The organism is Carnobacterium sp. FSL E2-0243 (assembly GCF_038003605.1).
Taxonomy (GTDB): Bacteria; Bacillota; Bacilli; order Lactobacillales; family Carnobacteriaceae; genus Carnobacterium; species Carnobacterium maltaromaticum.
The window spans coordinates 1931558-1948845 of sequence record NZ_JBBOPM010000001.1 but is presented as its reverse complement, the minus strand read 5'-3'; the positions used below and the strand labels follow the sequence as shown (position 1 = coordinate 1948845).

The following is a 17288-nucleotide window of genomic DNA, read 5'->3' as shown; positions in this document are numbered from 1 at the left end:
GAAAATAAATGAAAAATAATGATTGAAAATGAAAAAGATAAATGCTATGATTGACTCGTAGAAGAGAAAAGGGGGAATAAAAAATGAAATTAGCAACAAGAATTAACTCATTTTTGCCAAAATTTAATAATAGTGTAGAAGAAGTCTTGCAAGAGTTTAATCAGTTAGGCCTCACTCATGTTGATTTTAATTATCCAGAACATGTAATCGATATTTCTGCAACAAAGATGAAAGAAATAGTTCAAGAAAATAATTTACTTGTGAATGGTGTAGCACTTCGTTTTAGAGATGAATTTATCAATGGAGAATTAGGTAATGCGGATTCAGCTATTTCTGATCGTGCAGTAGAATTGTGTAAAGAGGCATGTGATTATTGTCGTGATATAGGAGGCGAAGTTGTAACTATTTGGTTAGGCTTTGATGGTTTTGATTACTCATTTCAGATAGATTACGAGAAGGTTTGGAATCAAATCAAGGACTGTTTAATCCAAATTGCAGATTATGCACCGGATCTTAAAATTAGTATTGAATACAAACCTTTCCAACCGAGAGCCTATGCTTTTTTAGATAGTTTTGGAGTGTCGTTGTCAATGATTCATGAAGTAGGACGTGAAAATTTAGGCATTACTCTAGATTATTGTCATATGTTAATGAAACATGAGAATCCTGCCTATGGAGCAAGTATATTAGGAAGTCGGAAAAAGTTATTTGGAGTCCATTTAAATGATGGATATGGGTTAAATGATGATGGTTTAATGATTGGAACAAACAGTCTGATTAAAACAATTGAATTTATTTACTACACAAAATTACACAGTTACGAACATGCTTTTTACTTCGATACATTTCCTGTGATTGAAGATCCTATAGCAGAATGTAAACGAAATATCAAAATGATTAAAAAAATTGATTCTGTTATAGATAAATTAGGTATGGACTATATTTCAGGCGTCATCAAAGAAAATAGTGGAGTGAAAGTTAGTGATTTAGTACTAGAGATCTTAGCATAAGATTTCTAGTACTAAATGATAGTAATAAAAATAATAAGGGGAGTGGATGAGAATGAATTTTCAATTGGCTGCAAAAGAAATATTAGAACATGTAGGTGGCAAGGATAATTTGGTGAATATGACGCATTGTGCTACACGTTTAAGATTAACATTAAAAGACTCTTCTAAGGCAAATAATGAATCAATAAAAGAGATTGATGGTGTAGTTGGTATTGTGAATAAAGCTGGACAATATCAATTATTAATTGGGACTGAAGTACCAAAGCTATACGATGAATTTGAAGCATTAGTTACAGGTGGTGATGGAAGTGTCCATTTGAATACTAGCGATGAAAATTCTGGCACTATTATAAGTTCTATTTTTTCAGCAATTTCTGCAATATTTGCTCCGTTATTACCTGCGTTAGCTGGTTCTGGTATTTTACGCGGGCTCTTGATTTTAGCTGTGCAAACGGGTATTTTATCTGAAAATAGTGGAACATATAGTATTTTGAATGTTGCATCAATGAGTGTTTTTTATTTCTTGCCAATATTGTTAGCGTTTACTTCTGCTAGAAGATTTGGAGCTAGTCCTTATTTATCAGCTTTAATTGGAGCGGCATTATTAAATCCGGAATTTATTGCGTTAATGGGAAATACCGGAAATGGTGCTATGACTAGTTTTCTGAAAATACCTGTGGTTTTAATGAACTACAATTCTACAGTTGTTCCAATCATTCTTTCCATCTGGGCATTTTCTTATCTTTATAAATTTCTAGATAGAACTGTTCCTGAAACATTGAAATTGGTTGTTATTCCGTTGATTTCTTTATCTGTAATGATTCCTCTGACTGTTATTGTGATTGGCCCGCTTGGTGTATATAGTGGTGAAGCTGTTGCACAAGTTGTTAATTGGTTGATTGAGCGTAGTAGTATTTTGACAGGCGTGTTAATTGGTGGTGGCTGGAGTGTTTTAGTAAGTTTGGGTATCCATTGGGCTGTCAATCCAATCATGATTAATAATGTTTCAACTTATGGATTTGATTATATTGTTCCTTTTACATTTGCGTGTAACTTTGCAGTTATTGGTACTACAATTGGTGTGTATTTGAAAGCAAGAAATAAAAAGTTGCGTAATTTTGCAGCAACAGGACTAGTAACAATCGCACTTTCAGCTATTATTGAACCTGTTCTATTTGGGTTATTAGTAAAGAATAAAAAGCTTTTTTTAGCACAAATCATTGGTGGAGCTGTAGGTGGTGCTTATTTAGGACTAACCAAAGTCGTAACGAACGCGTTTGTATTTGGCAGTGTGACAACTTTTCCTGCATTTGTAACAGATAAATCTTCAAACTTTATTCAAGCAATGATTGGACTAGGAATTTCGTTGGTTGTATCTGCTATTTTAGCTTATATGTTTACTGATAGAGAAGAAGCGTTGTCTTAAAAATAAAAAGAACTTCTTTCAAATATACTTATTTCATTACTATTTATGTCTATTTATGGTATTTTAAGAATGGGGCTTTTCTTGAAAGTATAAGTAATGAAAAATTGAAAGGAGTTTCTTATGATTCCATATGTGCGACAAGAAAAAATTATAGAGATATTAGCAAACAAAGAATTAATTAAAATTGAAGAATTACAAAAATTTATTCCGGAAGTTTCAATTTCTACTCTTAGACGTGATTTAAAAGAACTAGAAAATGTAAATAAAGTTCAGATATTGTCAGGGGGAGCTGTCAAGATTTGTTCAAGTGTTTCAGAATTACCTATGGCAACAAAATCTAGTTTACAAACAAAAGAAAAACATTATATAGCAGAATTGGCTGCTCGTGAAGTCAGTGTTGGAGAAACGATTTATTTAGATTCAGGTTCCACATGTACAGTATTGTTAAAGGAATTACTAAAAAAAGATATTCGGATTATCACTACGAATACGGATGTACTTAGATTGACAGGTAATTTTGATGCTGAAATCACAATTTTAGGCGGAACCTATGATCCTAAAATATCGTCATTAAGTGGACCCTTAACCGAAGCAAACATAAAAAAATACGTATTTGACAAAGCTTTTTTAGGAGCAAATGGCATAGATTTAAAATTCGGTGTTACGACACCTAATTTAGTTGAAGCAACCAAAAAGAAAACGGTAATAGATTATACGAAAGAAGCCTTTTTATTATGTGATAGTTCTAAATTTCATAAGACTTCTGCAGTGAAATCATTTGATTTAAACGAAGTTGTTTTAATAACGGATAAGCTTGATTCTGAGTTAAGTAAAAAAATGAAAATTATTGCTAGGTAAAAGAAAAAAGGGTGCTGACTAGAAGATAACTGACCCAAAGAAATGAGACACAATAAAAAAAGCACTTCTTGTTGAAATCAAGTAAAATGAATTTAACAGGAGGTGTTTTTCATATGGGGACAAGAGTTTCTTATCCAATTGAAGTAAAGCAAAAAGCTATAAAAATGAAGTTAGATGGAAAAACAACAAAAGAAATTATGAGTGCTTTGACTATTAAAAATAAGACACAAGTTGAGACTTGGTGGCGTTGGCATAGAAATGGGGAAACTCATAGGTTTCTTCAGCCTTTAGGGAAACAATATACGTTTGGTAAAGGTCCTGAATACGAGTCTGAAGTTGAACAATTGAGAATTGAAAACAGATTTTTAAATCAACAAATAGAAATTAAAAAAAAGTACGAAAAATTGGAAGGGATGCGGAACCAAAAATATTTATAGACTTAGCAAATAGTATGAAAGGGAAAATGAGCATCAATGAGTTATGTAGTATGTTCCAAATCTCTCGATCAACCTAGCTTTGCATTGTTTTAAACCGCGTGTTATACTATTTTCATAATTATAAATGAAGGAGTGATTACTATGATAAAAATGAGTAATTTAAATAATAAAAGGAATCTTGGTCAAGTGATTGCTTTTACGTGTTGAATGGATTATATTTACTTGACTAATTGAAGGATTAGGAGAGAAAAAATGAATCAAATTAGCTTGAAAGAGGTCACTAAAGAGAATATTGAAGATATTTTACAACTACAAGTTAAGGAAAGTCAAAAAAGTTTCGTTGCAACTACGAGTAAAAGTCTAGCATATGCTTATGTATCCAGAGATGCAGTAAGTCCTTACGGAATATATGAAGAGGAACAACTAATTGGATACGTTTCACTTGTTTTTGATGAAAATGATCAGATGTATAATATCTGGCATTTTTTAATTGATGCGAAATATCAAGGTTATGGTTATGGAAAAAAAGCGATGAGAGCGGTAATGTATAACATTCGGGAAAAAGCATATGGTCTTACAAATGCGGTTGCGTTAGGTGTTGATTTGAATAATAAGCTAGCTATTCACTTATATGAAGAGTTTGGTTTTATTGATTCTGGAGAAACAGATGATGACGGTGAACTGATTATGTTGTGTAAAATTTAATTTTTAGTCATTTAAGTATTAATTACAGATGCTCTTATTATGTAGAGAAAAAAGCCGAAAAGACAGTATCTTTTCGGCTTTTAAAGTTCGAAATAAAGGCCTAGCTTCTTAAACCTCGACCTTTATTAATTAAATACCAGCAAACACTATATAAAATGATGGTAAAGAGAACAAGGATAGATAAAGAGAATGCGATTGGGACATCCGTTTGTCCAAGGAAGCCATAACGGAATCCAGAAACCATATAAACAATTGGGTTAATTTTAGAAACTGCTTGCCAAAATGGCGGCAACATTGAAATAGCATAAAACACACCACCAAGATAAGTTAGTGGCTGTAAAACAAAAGTAGGGACAATTGAGACATCATCATAAGACTTAGCGAAAACACCATTCAGTAGACCAGCTAATGAAAATAAAATGGCCGTCATAAGGAGTGTAACGATAACAATGAACCATGAGTAAACATGAAGTGGAACAAAAAACAATGAGATGATTGTAACGAGTGTGCCAACTAAGATACTTCTACCGAGTCCGCCAATGACGAATCCCCAAATGATAACATGTGTGGGAACAGGCGCAATTAATAATTCTTCAATATTCTTTTGCAATTTCTGTGAGAAAAAAGAAGAAGCGACATTTGAATACGAACTTGTAATAACAGACATCATAATGAGTCCTGGTACGATAAACTCCATGTAAGAAAATCCTTCTATTTCGCCGATTCTTCCTCCAATTAGATTTCCAAAAATGACAAAATAAAGCGAAGTTGTAATAACAGGCGGAACTAAGGTTTGGATCCAAATTCGTAGATAGCGGTTGGTTTCTTTTGCTGCTAAGCTTTTCAGTGCTGTAAAATATAATTTATACATGTTTTTCCTCCGTGATTTTTAGAAATAGTTCTTCCAGTCGATTGGATTTGTTGCGCATGGAGAGCACACTTATATTTTGTTTGGTCAGTTGCTCAAATAAGTTATTCAACCCTTGATTGCGCTCAACTTCAACTGCTAGCGTCAAGTCATCTTCAAAAAAGCTTTGATAGCCGTTAATTGCTGGCTTTTTGTCGTAAGGAGCTAAATCAAATATAAAGGTTTCAAACTCTAATTTTGCTAACAAAGTTTTCATACTTGTATTTTCAATTAATTCACCAGATTGAATGATACCAATATTACGGCAAAGCATCTCGGCTTCTTCTAGATAATGGGTTGTCAAGATAATAGAGGTGCCATTCTCATTCAATTCTCTTAGGAATGTCCACATTTCTCGTCTTAATTCAATATCAACACCGGCGGTCGGTTCATCTAAAATTAGTAGACGCGGTTCATGCATCAACGCTCGTGCAATCATTAAGCGACGTTTCATTCCTCCAGAGAGCATACGTGCGCGCTCGTGGCGTTTTTCCCACAAATTAGATTGTTTTAGGTATTTTTCGCTACGTTTCAGCGCTTCATTTCGAGGGACACCATAATAGCCTGCTTGATTGACAACTATTTGTTCCACTGTTTCAAATGGATTAAAGTTGAATTCTTGAGGGACGAGACCAATCTGCTGTTTTGCGCGAACTAAGTCTGTATCAATGTCATAATCAAAAACTTTTACTTTTCCAGAAGTTTTGTTAACAAGTGATGTAATAATGCCGATTGTTGTTGATTTTCCAGCACCATTTGGACCCAATAATGCATAAAAATCACCTTCTTCTACGACTAAATTGATGCCTCGCAAAGCTTCCACGCCTGTTGCATAGACTTTTTTTAAATCTGTTAATTCAAGTGCATAGGTCATTTAATAAACGCTCCTTTTATTGATATAAATTATATGGATCAATAGCTATCAGTATGTGAAAGCTATCTTATAGAATCTACTTCTATATATAGATAGATATCTATGTTAAATATAGATTAATGCGAATCTAATGTCAAGCAGAGCTATTTAGCTGAGGGAAGTATGGACTGAGAAATTTTAAAAAACTACTTAGGAAGTGGAATGTTAGAAGAACAATAAGGGGTAAAATCTATTTGTTAGTGGAGTGAAAGTGCACAAATAGCCTGTTTTGTATAAAACTTTAAAAAAGTAAGTAAAAAAGGTTTACTTACTAAAAGAAAGATGGTAATATATTGTTTGTAAGCAAATTAGAGGAGGAAAACAACATGTCAAACAAATATATTGAATTATTAAAAAATCGTCGTTCTATCTATGGAATTGGTAAAGATGTAACATTAGCAGATGATGCAATCGTGTCATTGGTAAAAGAAGCAGTTAAAGAAAGCCCAGCATCATTCAACTCACAAACATCTCGAGTTGTAGTATTATTTAACGAATCTCATAATAAATTATGGAGTATTGTTGAAGATGCGCTGAGAAAAGAAGTTCCTGCAGATGCATTTGAGCCAACTTTAGCTAAATTGAATTCATTCCGTGCTGGATATGGAACAATTTTATTCTTTGAAGATACAGATATCGTGAAAAACTTACAAAACCAATTTGAATTATATGCAGATAATTTCCCAGTTTGGTCAGAGCAATCAAGCGGAATCGCACAACATTCTGTTTGGACAGCTTTAGCAGAAGAAAATATTGGTGCAAGTTTACAACATTACAATCCACTTATTGACGATGCAGTTAAAGCAGAGTGGGATTTACCAGCAGCTTGGAATTTAAGAGCACAAATGCCTTTTGGTTCAATCGTAGCAGAAGCTGGCGAAAAAGAATATATGGATGATGCAGCAAGATTCCGTGTATTCAACTAATTAATTAGATGAATTGTTAAACCCTTATTTCTTTGGAAATAAGGGTTTTTTTGAGAGTGAAAAATGTGTTTAAATTATGCAGAATTGAATTAGAGATGATTTGCTAAAGTATTTTTGTTCCTTCGAAATTTCGAAGAGCTAGTTTAAAAGAGTTGGTCAAAACTAGTTAACTAATGTGATGAATCGAAGAGAATCTATGAGACTTCCTAAAAAAAGAGCTAGAAATGACAATTCCATGATCATTTCTAGCTCTTTTTTTAGTTAGTATAAGTGAATATCTCGGGGTGTTTTTATACATTGTTTATGCATTTATACAAAGATTAGAAAAAGATTAGAAAAAGTGCGTTAAACAAGTTGACTTCTAGAATGTCTTTGACTATAATAAGCTTTATATTCAAATAAGGAGTGGTTTTTTGAAGGTTTCTATTATTGGGGCAACGGGATATAGTGGGTTAGAATTAATTCGTTTATTAGAATCACATTCAAAAGTAGAGATTTTTTCTTTGCATAGTTATTCTAATTATTCAGAAAATGTTGCATATTTATATCCGCATTTAAAAGGGATTTGCGAATTACCATTAGAACCAATTGATGTTTCACGTATTTGTCAACATAGCCAAGTTGTTTTTTTTGCAGCTCCTTCAGGAATAGCAAAGGATCAAGTGGCACCGTTTCTTGAGGCAGGTTTGACGGTTATTGATTTATCAGGAGATTTACGTTTGAAAAATCCTGACGATTATCCAACTTGGTATCATTTTCCAGCAGCTGAAAAAGGGCTATTGGATCAAGCTATTTACGGTTTAAGTGAATGGGCTGATGTTAAAAAGCAAAAATTAATTTCAAATCCAGGATGTTACGCAACAGCAACCTTACTTGCTTTAGCCCCTTTGGTAATAGAAGACCTTATTGAGCTAGATTCGATTGTTGTCGATGCCAAATCAGGTTTATCTGGCGCCGGAAAATCAATGCAAACAACAAGCATGTACACGGAAATCAATGATAATTTAACAATCTATAAAATGAATCAACATCAACATATCCCTGAGATCATTCAGCAATTAAAAAAATGGCAGTCAGGAGTTGAGACCATTCAATTTTCAACTTCCTTAATTCCAGTTACGCGAGGGATAAGTACCACGATATATGCTAAGTTAAAGAGCAGATTAACAACAGAGGAGTTAAACGCTTTTTATACGAGTCATTATAACGATAAACCGTTTGTTCGAATTCAAGCACCAAACAAATTGCCAACCATTAAACAAGTTGTGGGATCAAATTTTTGCGATATAGGAATGACAGTAAATCCTACTACAAATCAAGTCATTATCGTTTCGGCGATTGATAATTTAGTCAAGGGAGCCGCTGGTCAAGCAGTCCAAAATTTAAATCAGAGTTTTGGTTTCGCACCTAATGATGGTTTAAAATTTAGCCCGATTTTTCCATAAGTAATTTTAGAAAAGGAGCAATGAATAAATGAAAAATATCGAAGGAACGATTGCTTCACCAATTGGTTTTTTTGCAGCGGGTGTACACGGTAAATTAAAATATAAAAAGAAAGATATTGGGTTAATTTATTCAACTTTCCCAGCCCAAGCTGCAGCTGTTTATACAACGAATCAGTTTCAAGCTGCACCAATTAATATAACGAAAGATAGCTTGAAGAATGGCCAAACATTACAAGCAGTTATAGTGAATAGTGGAAATGCAAATGCTTGTAATGGGGATCAAGGGATAGAGGATGCTTACCAAATGCGGCAATTAACAGCGGATAAATTAGGTATTCCGGCAACCGAAATTGCGGTAGCTTCAACAGGGATTATCGGCGAACCAATGCCTATGGACAAAATTACAGCTGGGATAACGGCGCTTGATTATTCAAAAGGAGAGCCAAGTGATTTTCACGAAAGTATTTTGACAACGGACACCTGTGAAAAGTTGATTGTGGTGGAAGTTCTCTTGAATAAAAAAAAGGTGACTATTTCAGGTGTGGCAAAAGGTTCAGGTATGATTCATCCCAATATGGCGACTATGTTAGCATTCATCACAACAGATGCAGCTATTGACGCAAAGTTATTAGACCAAACATTGCGTCAAAGTGTGAATCAAACATTCAATCAAATTACAGTTGATGGGGACACCTCTACGAATGATATGGTTTTAGTTATGGCAAACGGAGCAGCTAAAAATGACGAACTAAAAAGTGATACGTCAGATTATGTTATTTTTAAAAATGCTTTTGATGCTGTTTGTCAGCACTTAGCCAAAAAAATTGCTCAGGACGGTGAGGGAGCAACAAAATTAATTGAAGTAACGGTTGCATCAGCTAAATCTGTTTTAGAAGCACGAATGATTGCTAAAACAATTGTTTCCTCTAGTTTGGTAAAAACAGCGATGTTTGGCGAAGACCCTAATTGGGGGCGAATTATATGTGCTTTAGGCTATAGCGAAGGTACATTAAATCCAGAGAATATCAACATTGAAATTGGACCGATTGAAGTATTAAATCGAACAAAAGCGGTCTTATATGATGCAAATGCACTACGAGAGTATCTTCAAAATGAGGTCATTCGAATCACTGTAGATGTTGGTGTTGGCAATGAGAATGGTGTAGCTTGGGGATGTGATTTAAGCTATGAATACGTCAAAATAAATGCTTGTTACCATACTTAATAAAGTTAGCTTTTATGAGTCAGTACTTCAACAAAAGATAAAAATTCGAAATGGCAAAAAGTGCCATTTCAATTTTTCTTATTTTCTTGCCGGAGCTAATCGACTCAACAAACTTTTTATTCAGGCCAGTTCTTTTGAGTCAGACCTTCGGAAAAAAGATAAATTCCCAAAAAAGCAAAGAGACACTTTTCTTGGAATTTCCTATTTTTCTGCCAGGTCTAATCGACTCAACAAACTTTTTATTCAGGCCAGTTCTTTTGAGCCAGACCTTCGGAAAAAAGATAAATTCCCAAAAAAGTAAAGAGACACTTTTCTTGGAATTTCCTATTTTTCTGCCAGGTCTAATCGACTCAACAAACTTTTTATATAAGGAGGAAATTAAATGAGTGGAACAAATCGGATTGTGATTAAAATTGGCGGCGTTTCTTGTGAAGAGCTAGATGATACATTTTTTTTAGATCTAAAAAAATTACAGCAGCAAGGCAAAGAAATTATCATTGTTCATGGTGGTGGTAAAGCTATTACACATTGGATGGAAAATTTGGCTATCCCTGTTGAAATAAAAAATGGTTTACGTGTCACAAATGAAAAAGCTTTGGCAGTGACAAAAATGGTTTTATTAGGGGAAGTTCAGCCAAGCCTATTGCAACAATTTGCTCGGCAAAAAATAAAGTGTTTAGGGTTGAATGCTGCTAATAACAAGTTACTATCTGCTAGTCAAGTTCAACAAGGTAGTTTGGGGTTTGTTGGAGAAATAAAAACAGTAAATACTGAGTTACTTAAAGATGTCCTAGATCAAGGCTATATTGCTATTGTGGCACCATTAGGGGTTGACGATAATGGTCAATGGTTGAATATTAATGCAGATGATACTGCTAGTAAAATTGCAGAAGCCATGAAAGCTGAGGAATTGATTTTAATGACCGAGGTTTTAGGCGTTAAAAAAGAAGGGAAAATTCTTAAAAGCTTATCTTATCAGGAACTGGATTTGTTTATTGAAAACGGGACGGTTTCTGGTGGGATGATTCCTAAATTAAAGTGTGCTCATTACGCTTTGCGAAATGGAGTGAAACAAGTTCGGGTTACATTAGGACTAACGGTGCAAGGAACTAAAATGATTGGGGAGGGAAGTTAATGGTGAGCTCTTTGTTTCAAAATTATACAAAAGTACCGATTGAATTGGTTCGTGGACTTGGAACTACCGTTTTTGATCAAGAAGGGAAAAGTTATTTAGATTTCACCTCTGGAATAGCGGTTTGTAACTTAGGTCACTGTCATCCGCAACTGGTGAGTGTCCTAGAAGAACAAAGTCATAAAATTTGGCACACATCAAATTTGTTTGAAAATAGTTTGCAAGAAGAGGTGGCTGAAGCTTTATGTGGAGTTAATTATGTAGCATTTTTTGCGAATAGTGGTGCAGAAGCCAATGAAGCTGCGCTGAAATTAGCCCGTAGACATACTGGGAAAGAAAAAATTATAACGTGCAAAAATTCATTTCATGGTCGGACTTTTGCCACTATGAGCGCAACAGGACAAGCTAAAATTCATGAAGGATTTGGCTCATTATTGCCAACCTTTGATTATGTGGCCTATAACGATTTTTCTGCATTAGAGGCAGCTATTGATGAAGAGACAGCAGCGGTTATGTTGGAATTAGTTCAAGGTGAAGGTGGCGTGATTCCTGCTGAAAAGGAGTATATTACGGATTTAGTTGCTTTGTGTCATAAAATGGGTGTTTTAGTGATTGTTGATGAAGTCCAGACAGGAATTGGTCGGACAGGGAACTTTTTTTGTTATCAGCATTATGATTTTGAACCAGATATTATCACACTTGCAAAAGGTTTAGGTAGTGGTTTTCCAGTTGGAGCAATGTTAGGAAAAAAAGAATTAGCTAAGAGTTTTGGCGCTGGAGTTCACGGTTCAACTTTTGGAGGCAATAAATTAGCGATGGCTGTTGCTAGTAAAACAATTGAAATTATTAATGAAGAATCATTTTTAGCAGATGTAACCAATAAAAGTTTGTTTTTTAAACAAATACTAAATGAACAGTTAGCAGCTAAGAAGCAAGTTGTAGCTATCAGAGGTATAGGATTGATGATTGGCATTGAACTGACAATCCCAGTTGTAGAAATTGTTGAAAAATTAAGAACTAACGGTTTACTTGTACTTGGTGCTGGTGAAAAAGTACTGCGCATTTTACCACCTTTAACAGTGGCAAAACCAGAATTGGAACAGGCAAGCCAAATGATTCAAGAAGTAATCGTTTAAAGTGTTAGCTAAATTGTAAGGGAACTAGTTTTTGATAGGTCTAAACGGCTCAACAAACTTATTATAAATAGGAGGATTTTAATGCAGACAACTAAAAAAGATACATTAACATTATTGGAATGGAGCTCAGAGGAATTACTATCCATGATTGAATTAGCCATTGATATCAAAGGCAAGCCTGAAAAATATCAAGAAGCTTTAAAAGGCAAAATATTAGGCATGATTTTTGACAAAGCTTCTACTCGTACAAGAGTATCATTTGAAGCTGGAATGTTGCAGTTAGGTGGTTCTGCTATTGTGCTGTTTTCTCGTGATTTGCAAATTGGTCGTGGCGAACCAATCATAGATACCGCAAAGGTTCTATCCGAATACCTAGATGGGTTAATGATTCGGACATTTGCCCATAAAACTGTGGAGCAACTTGCTGAATACGGGACGATGCCAATTATTAATGGTTTGACAGATGAGCATCATCCTTGTCAAGCAATCGCTGATTTGCTGACTATTTATGAAGTCAAGGGGACTTTTGAGGGCGTTAAATTGGCGTATTTAGGCGATGGAAATAATGTCTGTCATTCATTGTTACTAGCAAGTGCTTTGGTCGGGTTAACGATTCATTGTGGAATTCCTCAAGGATACGCAGTTGATCCGGTTATTTTAAAAATAGCCCAAGATATTGCCGAATCAACAGGTGCCGTTATATCCATAACTGAAAGTCCAATTGAGGCTGTAACAGATGCTGATTTTATTTATACAGATGTATGGACAAGTATGGGACAAGAAGCAGAAAATGATAGTCGATTAAAAGATTTTGCCGAAGAGTATCAAGTAAACGCGAAATTAGTAGCGTATGCAAAACCAGACTATCATTTTTTACATTGCTTACCTGCCCATCGTGAGGAAGAAGTCACTAGCGAAATCATCGATGGACCACACTCCTTAATTTATCAACAAGCGGGAAATAGACTTCACGGGCAAAAAGCTTTACTTGTCATGACCCTTGGCGAAAATAATAGCATCTAACGTCTAATTACTTGAGAGGGTTTCCAAAATGGATTAAAAATCTGATTAAATTTAAGCATTTTATTTTAGAGTATGGTAAACTGTATGTGTGGGTTAGGTTAATTCGTTAGCGCTAACACCAAATTCTAAAGAATACACTGCGAAGGAGATCATACACATGAAAAGAGAAGTAGTAGGACTAAAATTCTTTTTCAGAAATGGTGAAACATGGACAATTGGAAAAGAGCATATCGGTGATTTATGGATTAAACAAATTACGAAAAGTTTTGGTAGAATTGGAACAAGTGATTTTCAAGAAATTTATCCTTGTGAGTCTTTAAGAATTGAAATTGCTCAAGAAGCAGATCATGTTCATACAGATGATATTAACTTAGGTGGATTAGAATTAGGTATGTTTGAACGTGCAACACAATATCCAGATATCGAAATGATGGATATTTTATACAAAGATGCAAATCATCCTAAATCTGACGTAATTGTGGATAAAGACCGCGTGTATTTCCCATATAAAGCGACAGATTCAGATGGTAATGACAATGAGTACCAAAGCTCTCATGTTAAGGACAATCATTTATATATTGTGATTGATCCAACTAAAACAGTGAAAGATTTATATCCAGAAAAATTCTAATAGTATAACCTTACGAAATTTCCAGATTTTTTGGTTGTTTCGTAAGGTTTTTTTGTATTTTTAGCCACTTCATAGTATGATGTATAGTGATGAAAAACATGACGAAACAAGAATTAGGTGACGATTTTGAAAAAGACAGAAACATACGCAGTTGTTGACATTGAGACGACTGGTGGAAATGTTGAAAATGGCGATAAAATGATCCAATTTGGCTGTGTATTAATTGAAGATGGCGAAATTGTTCAAAAATTTGCGACAGACATTAATCCATTAATGCGTATTCCAAAGCAAATTGAATATTTAACGGGTATTACAACGAAACAAGTTGCAAATGCGCCCTATTTTGAAGATGTTGCTACTACAATATATAATCTTTTAGCAGATTGTATATTTGTCGCTCATAACATTCAATTTGATTATCAATTTTTAAATGGAGAATTAAAACAAAGTGGCTTGCCGCCGCTTAAACTAAAAGGGATGGATACTGTTGAGTTAGCTCAAATTCTACTACCCACAGCACCAAGTTTTCGATTAACGGATTTAGCTACGCAATTTAATTTTAAACATGAGAATCCGCATCAAGCAGATAGTGATGCGTATGTTACTGGGCAACTTTTTTTACTCCTAAAAGAAAAAGCCAAAGAATTGCCCCTAGTAACGTTAGAAAAATTGGTTCCTTTGGCTCAACATTGTTCAATGGATACCGCTGAATTTTTTAGTGATCGTTTAGAGGAACTTAAAAGTAGTTTGCCACCGTTACCAGAAAATCTACTTATAAAAAATGGCATTGCGCTTCAAAAGAAAGAAGTTGTAATTGAAAGCCGTTCTTATCGGGAGCAATCTGATTATCCACTCGGTACAGATGAGAAAACGACTTTATTTAAAGATAAATTGACAGTACGTGAAGCTCAAATAACCATGATGGATACCTTAAATACTTATTTTTCTGGGGATTCTAAAAAACATATGGCGATAGAAGCTGCGACGGGTGTTGGGAAAACATTAGGCTATTTAATTCCATTGGCTTATCATGGAACACCAGAAAAACCGGTAATGGTAAGTACCTATACAACATTATTGCAAAAGCAACTGATGGAAAAAGACATTGCGCAGTTGAATCAACTACTGCCATTTAAACTTTCTGCTGCTATTATTAAAAGCAAAAGCCATTATCTACATCTAGCCAAATATGAAGCAGAATTAAAAAAAGAAACAACACATAAAAACGAAGCTTTAATTAAAATGCGAATTTTAACTTGGTTAACTATAACTAAAACGGGAGATATTGATGAGTTAAATTTAGCTAATTTAAATCAACCTTTTTGGCAAAAAGTGCGCCATCGAGGTTGGTTGGTAGACGCCAAGGAAGATGCATGGAAAGACGAAGATTTTTACTTATTTGCTAAAAAACAAGCAGAAAAAGCCAGTTTAATTGTGACGAACCATGCTTTTTTATGTCACGATTTGCAAAGAGAAGAACGAGAATTACCATGTGTTGAAACCTTAGTCGTTGATGAAGCTCACCATCTTTCTGATGTTGCTATTAGTGCTTCTAGCGAACTATTTAATTACTACAGTTTAATTCAAGCTTTCCGAACATTGGGTAAAATTGAAGCGGACTCAAGTTTTTTACAACAATTTTGTCAATTAGGAAAACGAATAAAAGCGATTAAAATGTATCAACTGACGAGTTTAGAAATGAGTATTTTATCTTTGGATGAGCAATTATCTGATTTTATTGATTATTTATTAACTTGGAGCTACTCTTTAAAAGAAGGTTCACAAAAACGTCAAGAATATACAGAAATTTTAGTGGATCCCGAAACGATTTGGCCTTTAGAAATAAAAAAAGCGATTAAAGATATTCATGCTTTATTTGTTGAAATTAATTTTATTGGAGAACAAATCGTAGCTAATTGTTTAAATGAAAAAGAACAACTAGGATTATCCGAAATTTATTTTGTAGAAGAGTTTAACCAATTGCTTAAGGGCATAGCTAAGAACCATGTAGTGTTTACGGAAGTTTTCCAATTGTCTGAAAAAAAAGATGTGACTTGGTTTACTTACAATGAAAAAAGTCCGAAAAATAGTTTTAAAATAAAACGTTCAAAATTAGATAGTGGTAGTTTCTTACAAACGAATTTGGTTGAAAAGATTTCTAAAATAGTTTATACAGGCGCAACATTAGAAATTAAAGAAAGTTTTTCTTATTTCACAGAGCAAATTGGTGAAGCTGAATTAACTACTTTAGTACTACCCTCACCGTATAACTATGCCAAGCAAGCACGACTTTATTTTTCAACAGATATGAAACCAATTAAGAGCTTATCGAAGAAACAATATGTTACAGACATTATCAGCCATTTAGAACAATTAGCGACAGAAAATGTAGAAAATATGCTCGTGCTATTTAATTCATTAGAGACCTTGCAAGATGTTTATCGAGGCATTCAACAAAAAGCTTTATTTACAGAAAGAGAAATTTTAGCTCAAGGGATTTCTGGCAGTAGAGAGCGGATGTTAAAACGTTTTTTTCATGCCAATGGTGGGATTTTGTTAGGTGCAGATAGTTTTTGGGAAGGTGTCGATTTACCAGGCAAAGCCTTGCGGATGATTGTGATTACGCGTTTGCCTTTTGATTCACCAGAACAGCCCTATACAAAAGCGAAATACCAATTACTTGCCCAGCAACAGTTAAATCCTTTTTCAGTAGATGCTTTACCAAAAGCAACTTTACGTTTAAGACAGGGATTAGGGCGCTTAATTCGGTCAGAGCAGGACAAAGGGATTCTATTAATTTTAGACGATCGTTTATTTAAAACTAATTACGGTAAGCATATGCTGCAAGCATTACCTAAAGAATTGCCTAAAGAGTCATTAACGATTAAAGAAATTTCGGCTGAAACCAAAAAATTCTTACGTTAAATATAAGAATTTCGTGTAAAAAAAGCGCTGGAAATTTGATATACTAGAAGAGTTAGAATAAAACTAATCGTGTGAAATTAATTATAAACTCATTAAAGTAGGTGAACGAATGAAAAAAGGAATTATTTTAACCTTAACGATTGTGATGTCCATTATTGTCATTGGAGCGGGGTATGTGTATTATGTTGGGCATCAACCGATGGCGAAAGCACGAAAAGAAGCTGTAGAAATCGCTGAAGAACATGCAGGATTAAAAGAAATGGATCAATTTTTCTGGTATAATGGAACTGAAACTTATTTTACTGTAACTGGAAAAAATGATAAAAAAGAAAATATTATCGTGATTATTGCAAAAAAAGGAGCAAAAACGCAAATTATTCAACAAAGCGATACAATTTCTGAAAGCGAAGCTCGTAAGTTAACTCGTGAAGCCAAAAATCCTAAGAAAATTTTAGAAACAAGAATTGGGATGGAAAAAGGAGTCCCAATTTGGGAAGTTGCTTATAAAGAAGAAAATGGACGACTAGGTTATCATATTATTACGCTAAAAGACGGAGAGTATGTTCGTGATATTGGCAATATTTAAGTA

Annotated in this window: 15 protein-coding genes and 1 pseudogene; 14 read left to right on the top strand and 2 right to left on the bottom strand. The window is 34.2% G+C overall.

What is annotated here, in order from left to right:
- Positions 1-83 precede the first annotated feature (83 nt).
- The 5 genes and pseudogenes from MHI00_RS09135 to MHI00_RS09115 all read left to right on the top strand — a co-directional run bounded on the left by MHI00_RS09135 (position 84) and on the right by MHI00_RS09115 (position 4436).
- Positions 84-1010, top strand: coding sequence for a sugar phosphate isomerase/epimerase family protein (locus MHI00_RS09135; protein ID WP_056998739.1), 927 nt, complete (start codon positions 84-86; stop codon positions 1008-1010).
- Between the two features lie 52 nt (positions 1011-1062).
- Positions 1063-2436 (top strand): PTS transporter subunit EIIC, encoded by a 1374-nt coding sequence (locus tag MHI00_RS09130; protein ID WP_341112991.1) that lies wholly within the window; start codon positions 1063-1065, stop codon positions 2434-2436.
- 120 nt (positions 2437-2556) lie between these two features.
- On the top strand, positions 2557-3294 hold the full coding sequence (locus tag MHI00_RS09125) for a DeoR/GlpR family DNA-binding transcription regulator (RefSeq protein WP_056998741.1): 738 nt from the start codon (positions 2557-2559) through the stop codon (positions 3292-3294).
- A 113-nt stretch (positions 3295-3407) separates the two neighbouring features.
- Positions 3408-3704, top strand: a pseudogene (locus MHI00_RS09120) (IS3 family transposase); the annotation flags it as partial.
- A gap of 279 nt (positions 3705-3983) precedes the next feature.
- Positions 3984-4436, top strand: coding sequence for a GNAT family N-acetyltransferase (locus tag MHI00_RS09115; protein WP_341112988.1), 453 nt, complete (start codon positions 3984-3986; stop codon positions 4434-4436).
- 100 nt (positions 4437-4536) lie between these two features.
- Here MHI00_RS09115 and MHI00_RS09110 read toward each other — a convergent pair whose 3' ends face one another.
- Entirely contained in the window at positions 4537-5307 is a 771-nt protein-coding gene (locus MHI00_RS09110) for an ABC transporter permease (protein WP_010050155.1), read from the bottom strand.
- The gene (locus MHI00_RS09105) at positions 5300-6217 is read right to left on the bottom strand and encodes an ABC transporter ATP-binding protein (RefSeq protein WP_341112982.1); all 918 of its coding nucleotides are present in this window, start codon (positions 6215-6217) and stop codon (positions 5300-5302) included. Before MHI00_RS09105 ends, MHI00_RS09110 begins: the two co-directional genes overlap by 8 nt.
- Positions 6218-6582: 365 nt before the next feature.
- Between MHI00_RS09105 and MHI00_RS09100 the strand changes: the two genes are divergently transcribed.
- The 9 genes from MHI00_RS09100 (at position 6583) to MHI00_RS09060 (ending at position 17285) form a co-directional block, all read left to right on the top strand.
- The gene (locus MHI00_RS09100; RefSeq protein ID WP_010050159.1) at positions 6583-7182 is read left to right on the top strand and encodes a nitroreductase family protein; all 600 of its coding nucleotides are present in this window, start codon (positions 6583-6585) and stop codon (positions 7180-7182) included.
- Positions 7183-7595: 413 nt separating this feature from the next.
- On the top strand, positions 7596-8627 hold the full coding sequence (gene argC / locus MHI00_RS09095; protein WP_341112977.1) for an N-acetyl-gamma-glutamyl-phosphate reductase: 1032 nt from the start codon (positions 7596-7598) through the stop codon (positions 8625-8627).
- A gap of 28 nt (positions 8628-8655) precedes the next feature.
- The gene (argJ, locus tag MHI00_RS09090) at positions 8656-9852 is read left to right on the top strand and encodes a bifunctional glutamate N-acetyltransferase/amino-acid acetyltransferase ArgJ (protein WP_341112975.1); all 1197 of its coding nucleotides are present in this window, start codon (positions 8656-8658) and stop codon (positions 9850-9852) included.
- Between the two features lie 382 nt (positions 9853-10234).
- Entirely contained in the window at positions 10235-10987 is a 753-nt protein-coding gene (argB, locus tag MHI00_RS09085; protein ID WP_341112973.1) for an acetylglutamate kinase, read from the top strand.
- 2 nt (positions 10988-10989) lie between these two features.
- Positions 10990-12120 (top strand): acetylornithine transaminase, encoded by a 1131-nt coding sequence (locus tag MHI00_RS09080; protein WP_341115135.1) that lies wholly within the window; start codon positions 10990-10992, stop codon positions 12118-12120.
- A gap of 81 nt (positions 12121-12201) precedes the next feature.
- Positions 12202-13143, top strand: coding sequence for an ornithine carbamoyltransferase (gene argF, locus MHI00_RS09075; RefSeq protein ID WP_010051215.1), 942 nt, complete (start codon positions 12202-12204; stop codon positions 13141-13143).
- A gap of 157 nt (positions 13144-13300) precedes the next feature.
- A complete protein-coding gene (locus MHI00_RS09070) occupies positions 13301-13774 on the top strand; it encodes a hypothetical protein (protein ID WP_010051217.1) in 474 nt (157 codons plus the stop codon).
- A gap of 117 nt (positions 13775-13891) precedes the next feature.
- Positions 13892-16699 (top strand): ATP-dependent DNA helicase DinG, encoded by a 2808-nt coding sequence (dinG, locus tag MHI00_RS09065; protein WP_445662551.1) that lies wholly within the window; start codon positions 13892-13894, stop codon positions 16697-16699.
- Between the two features lie 109 nt (positions 16700-16808).
- On the top strand, positions 16809-17285 hold the full coding sequence (locus MHI00_RS09060) for a cell wall elongation regulator TseB-like domain-containing protein (RefSeq protein WP_010051220.1): 477 nt from the start codon (positions 16809-16811) through the stop codon (positions 17283-17285).
- The last annotated feature ends 3 nt before the right edge of the window (positions 17286-17288 follow it).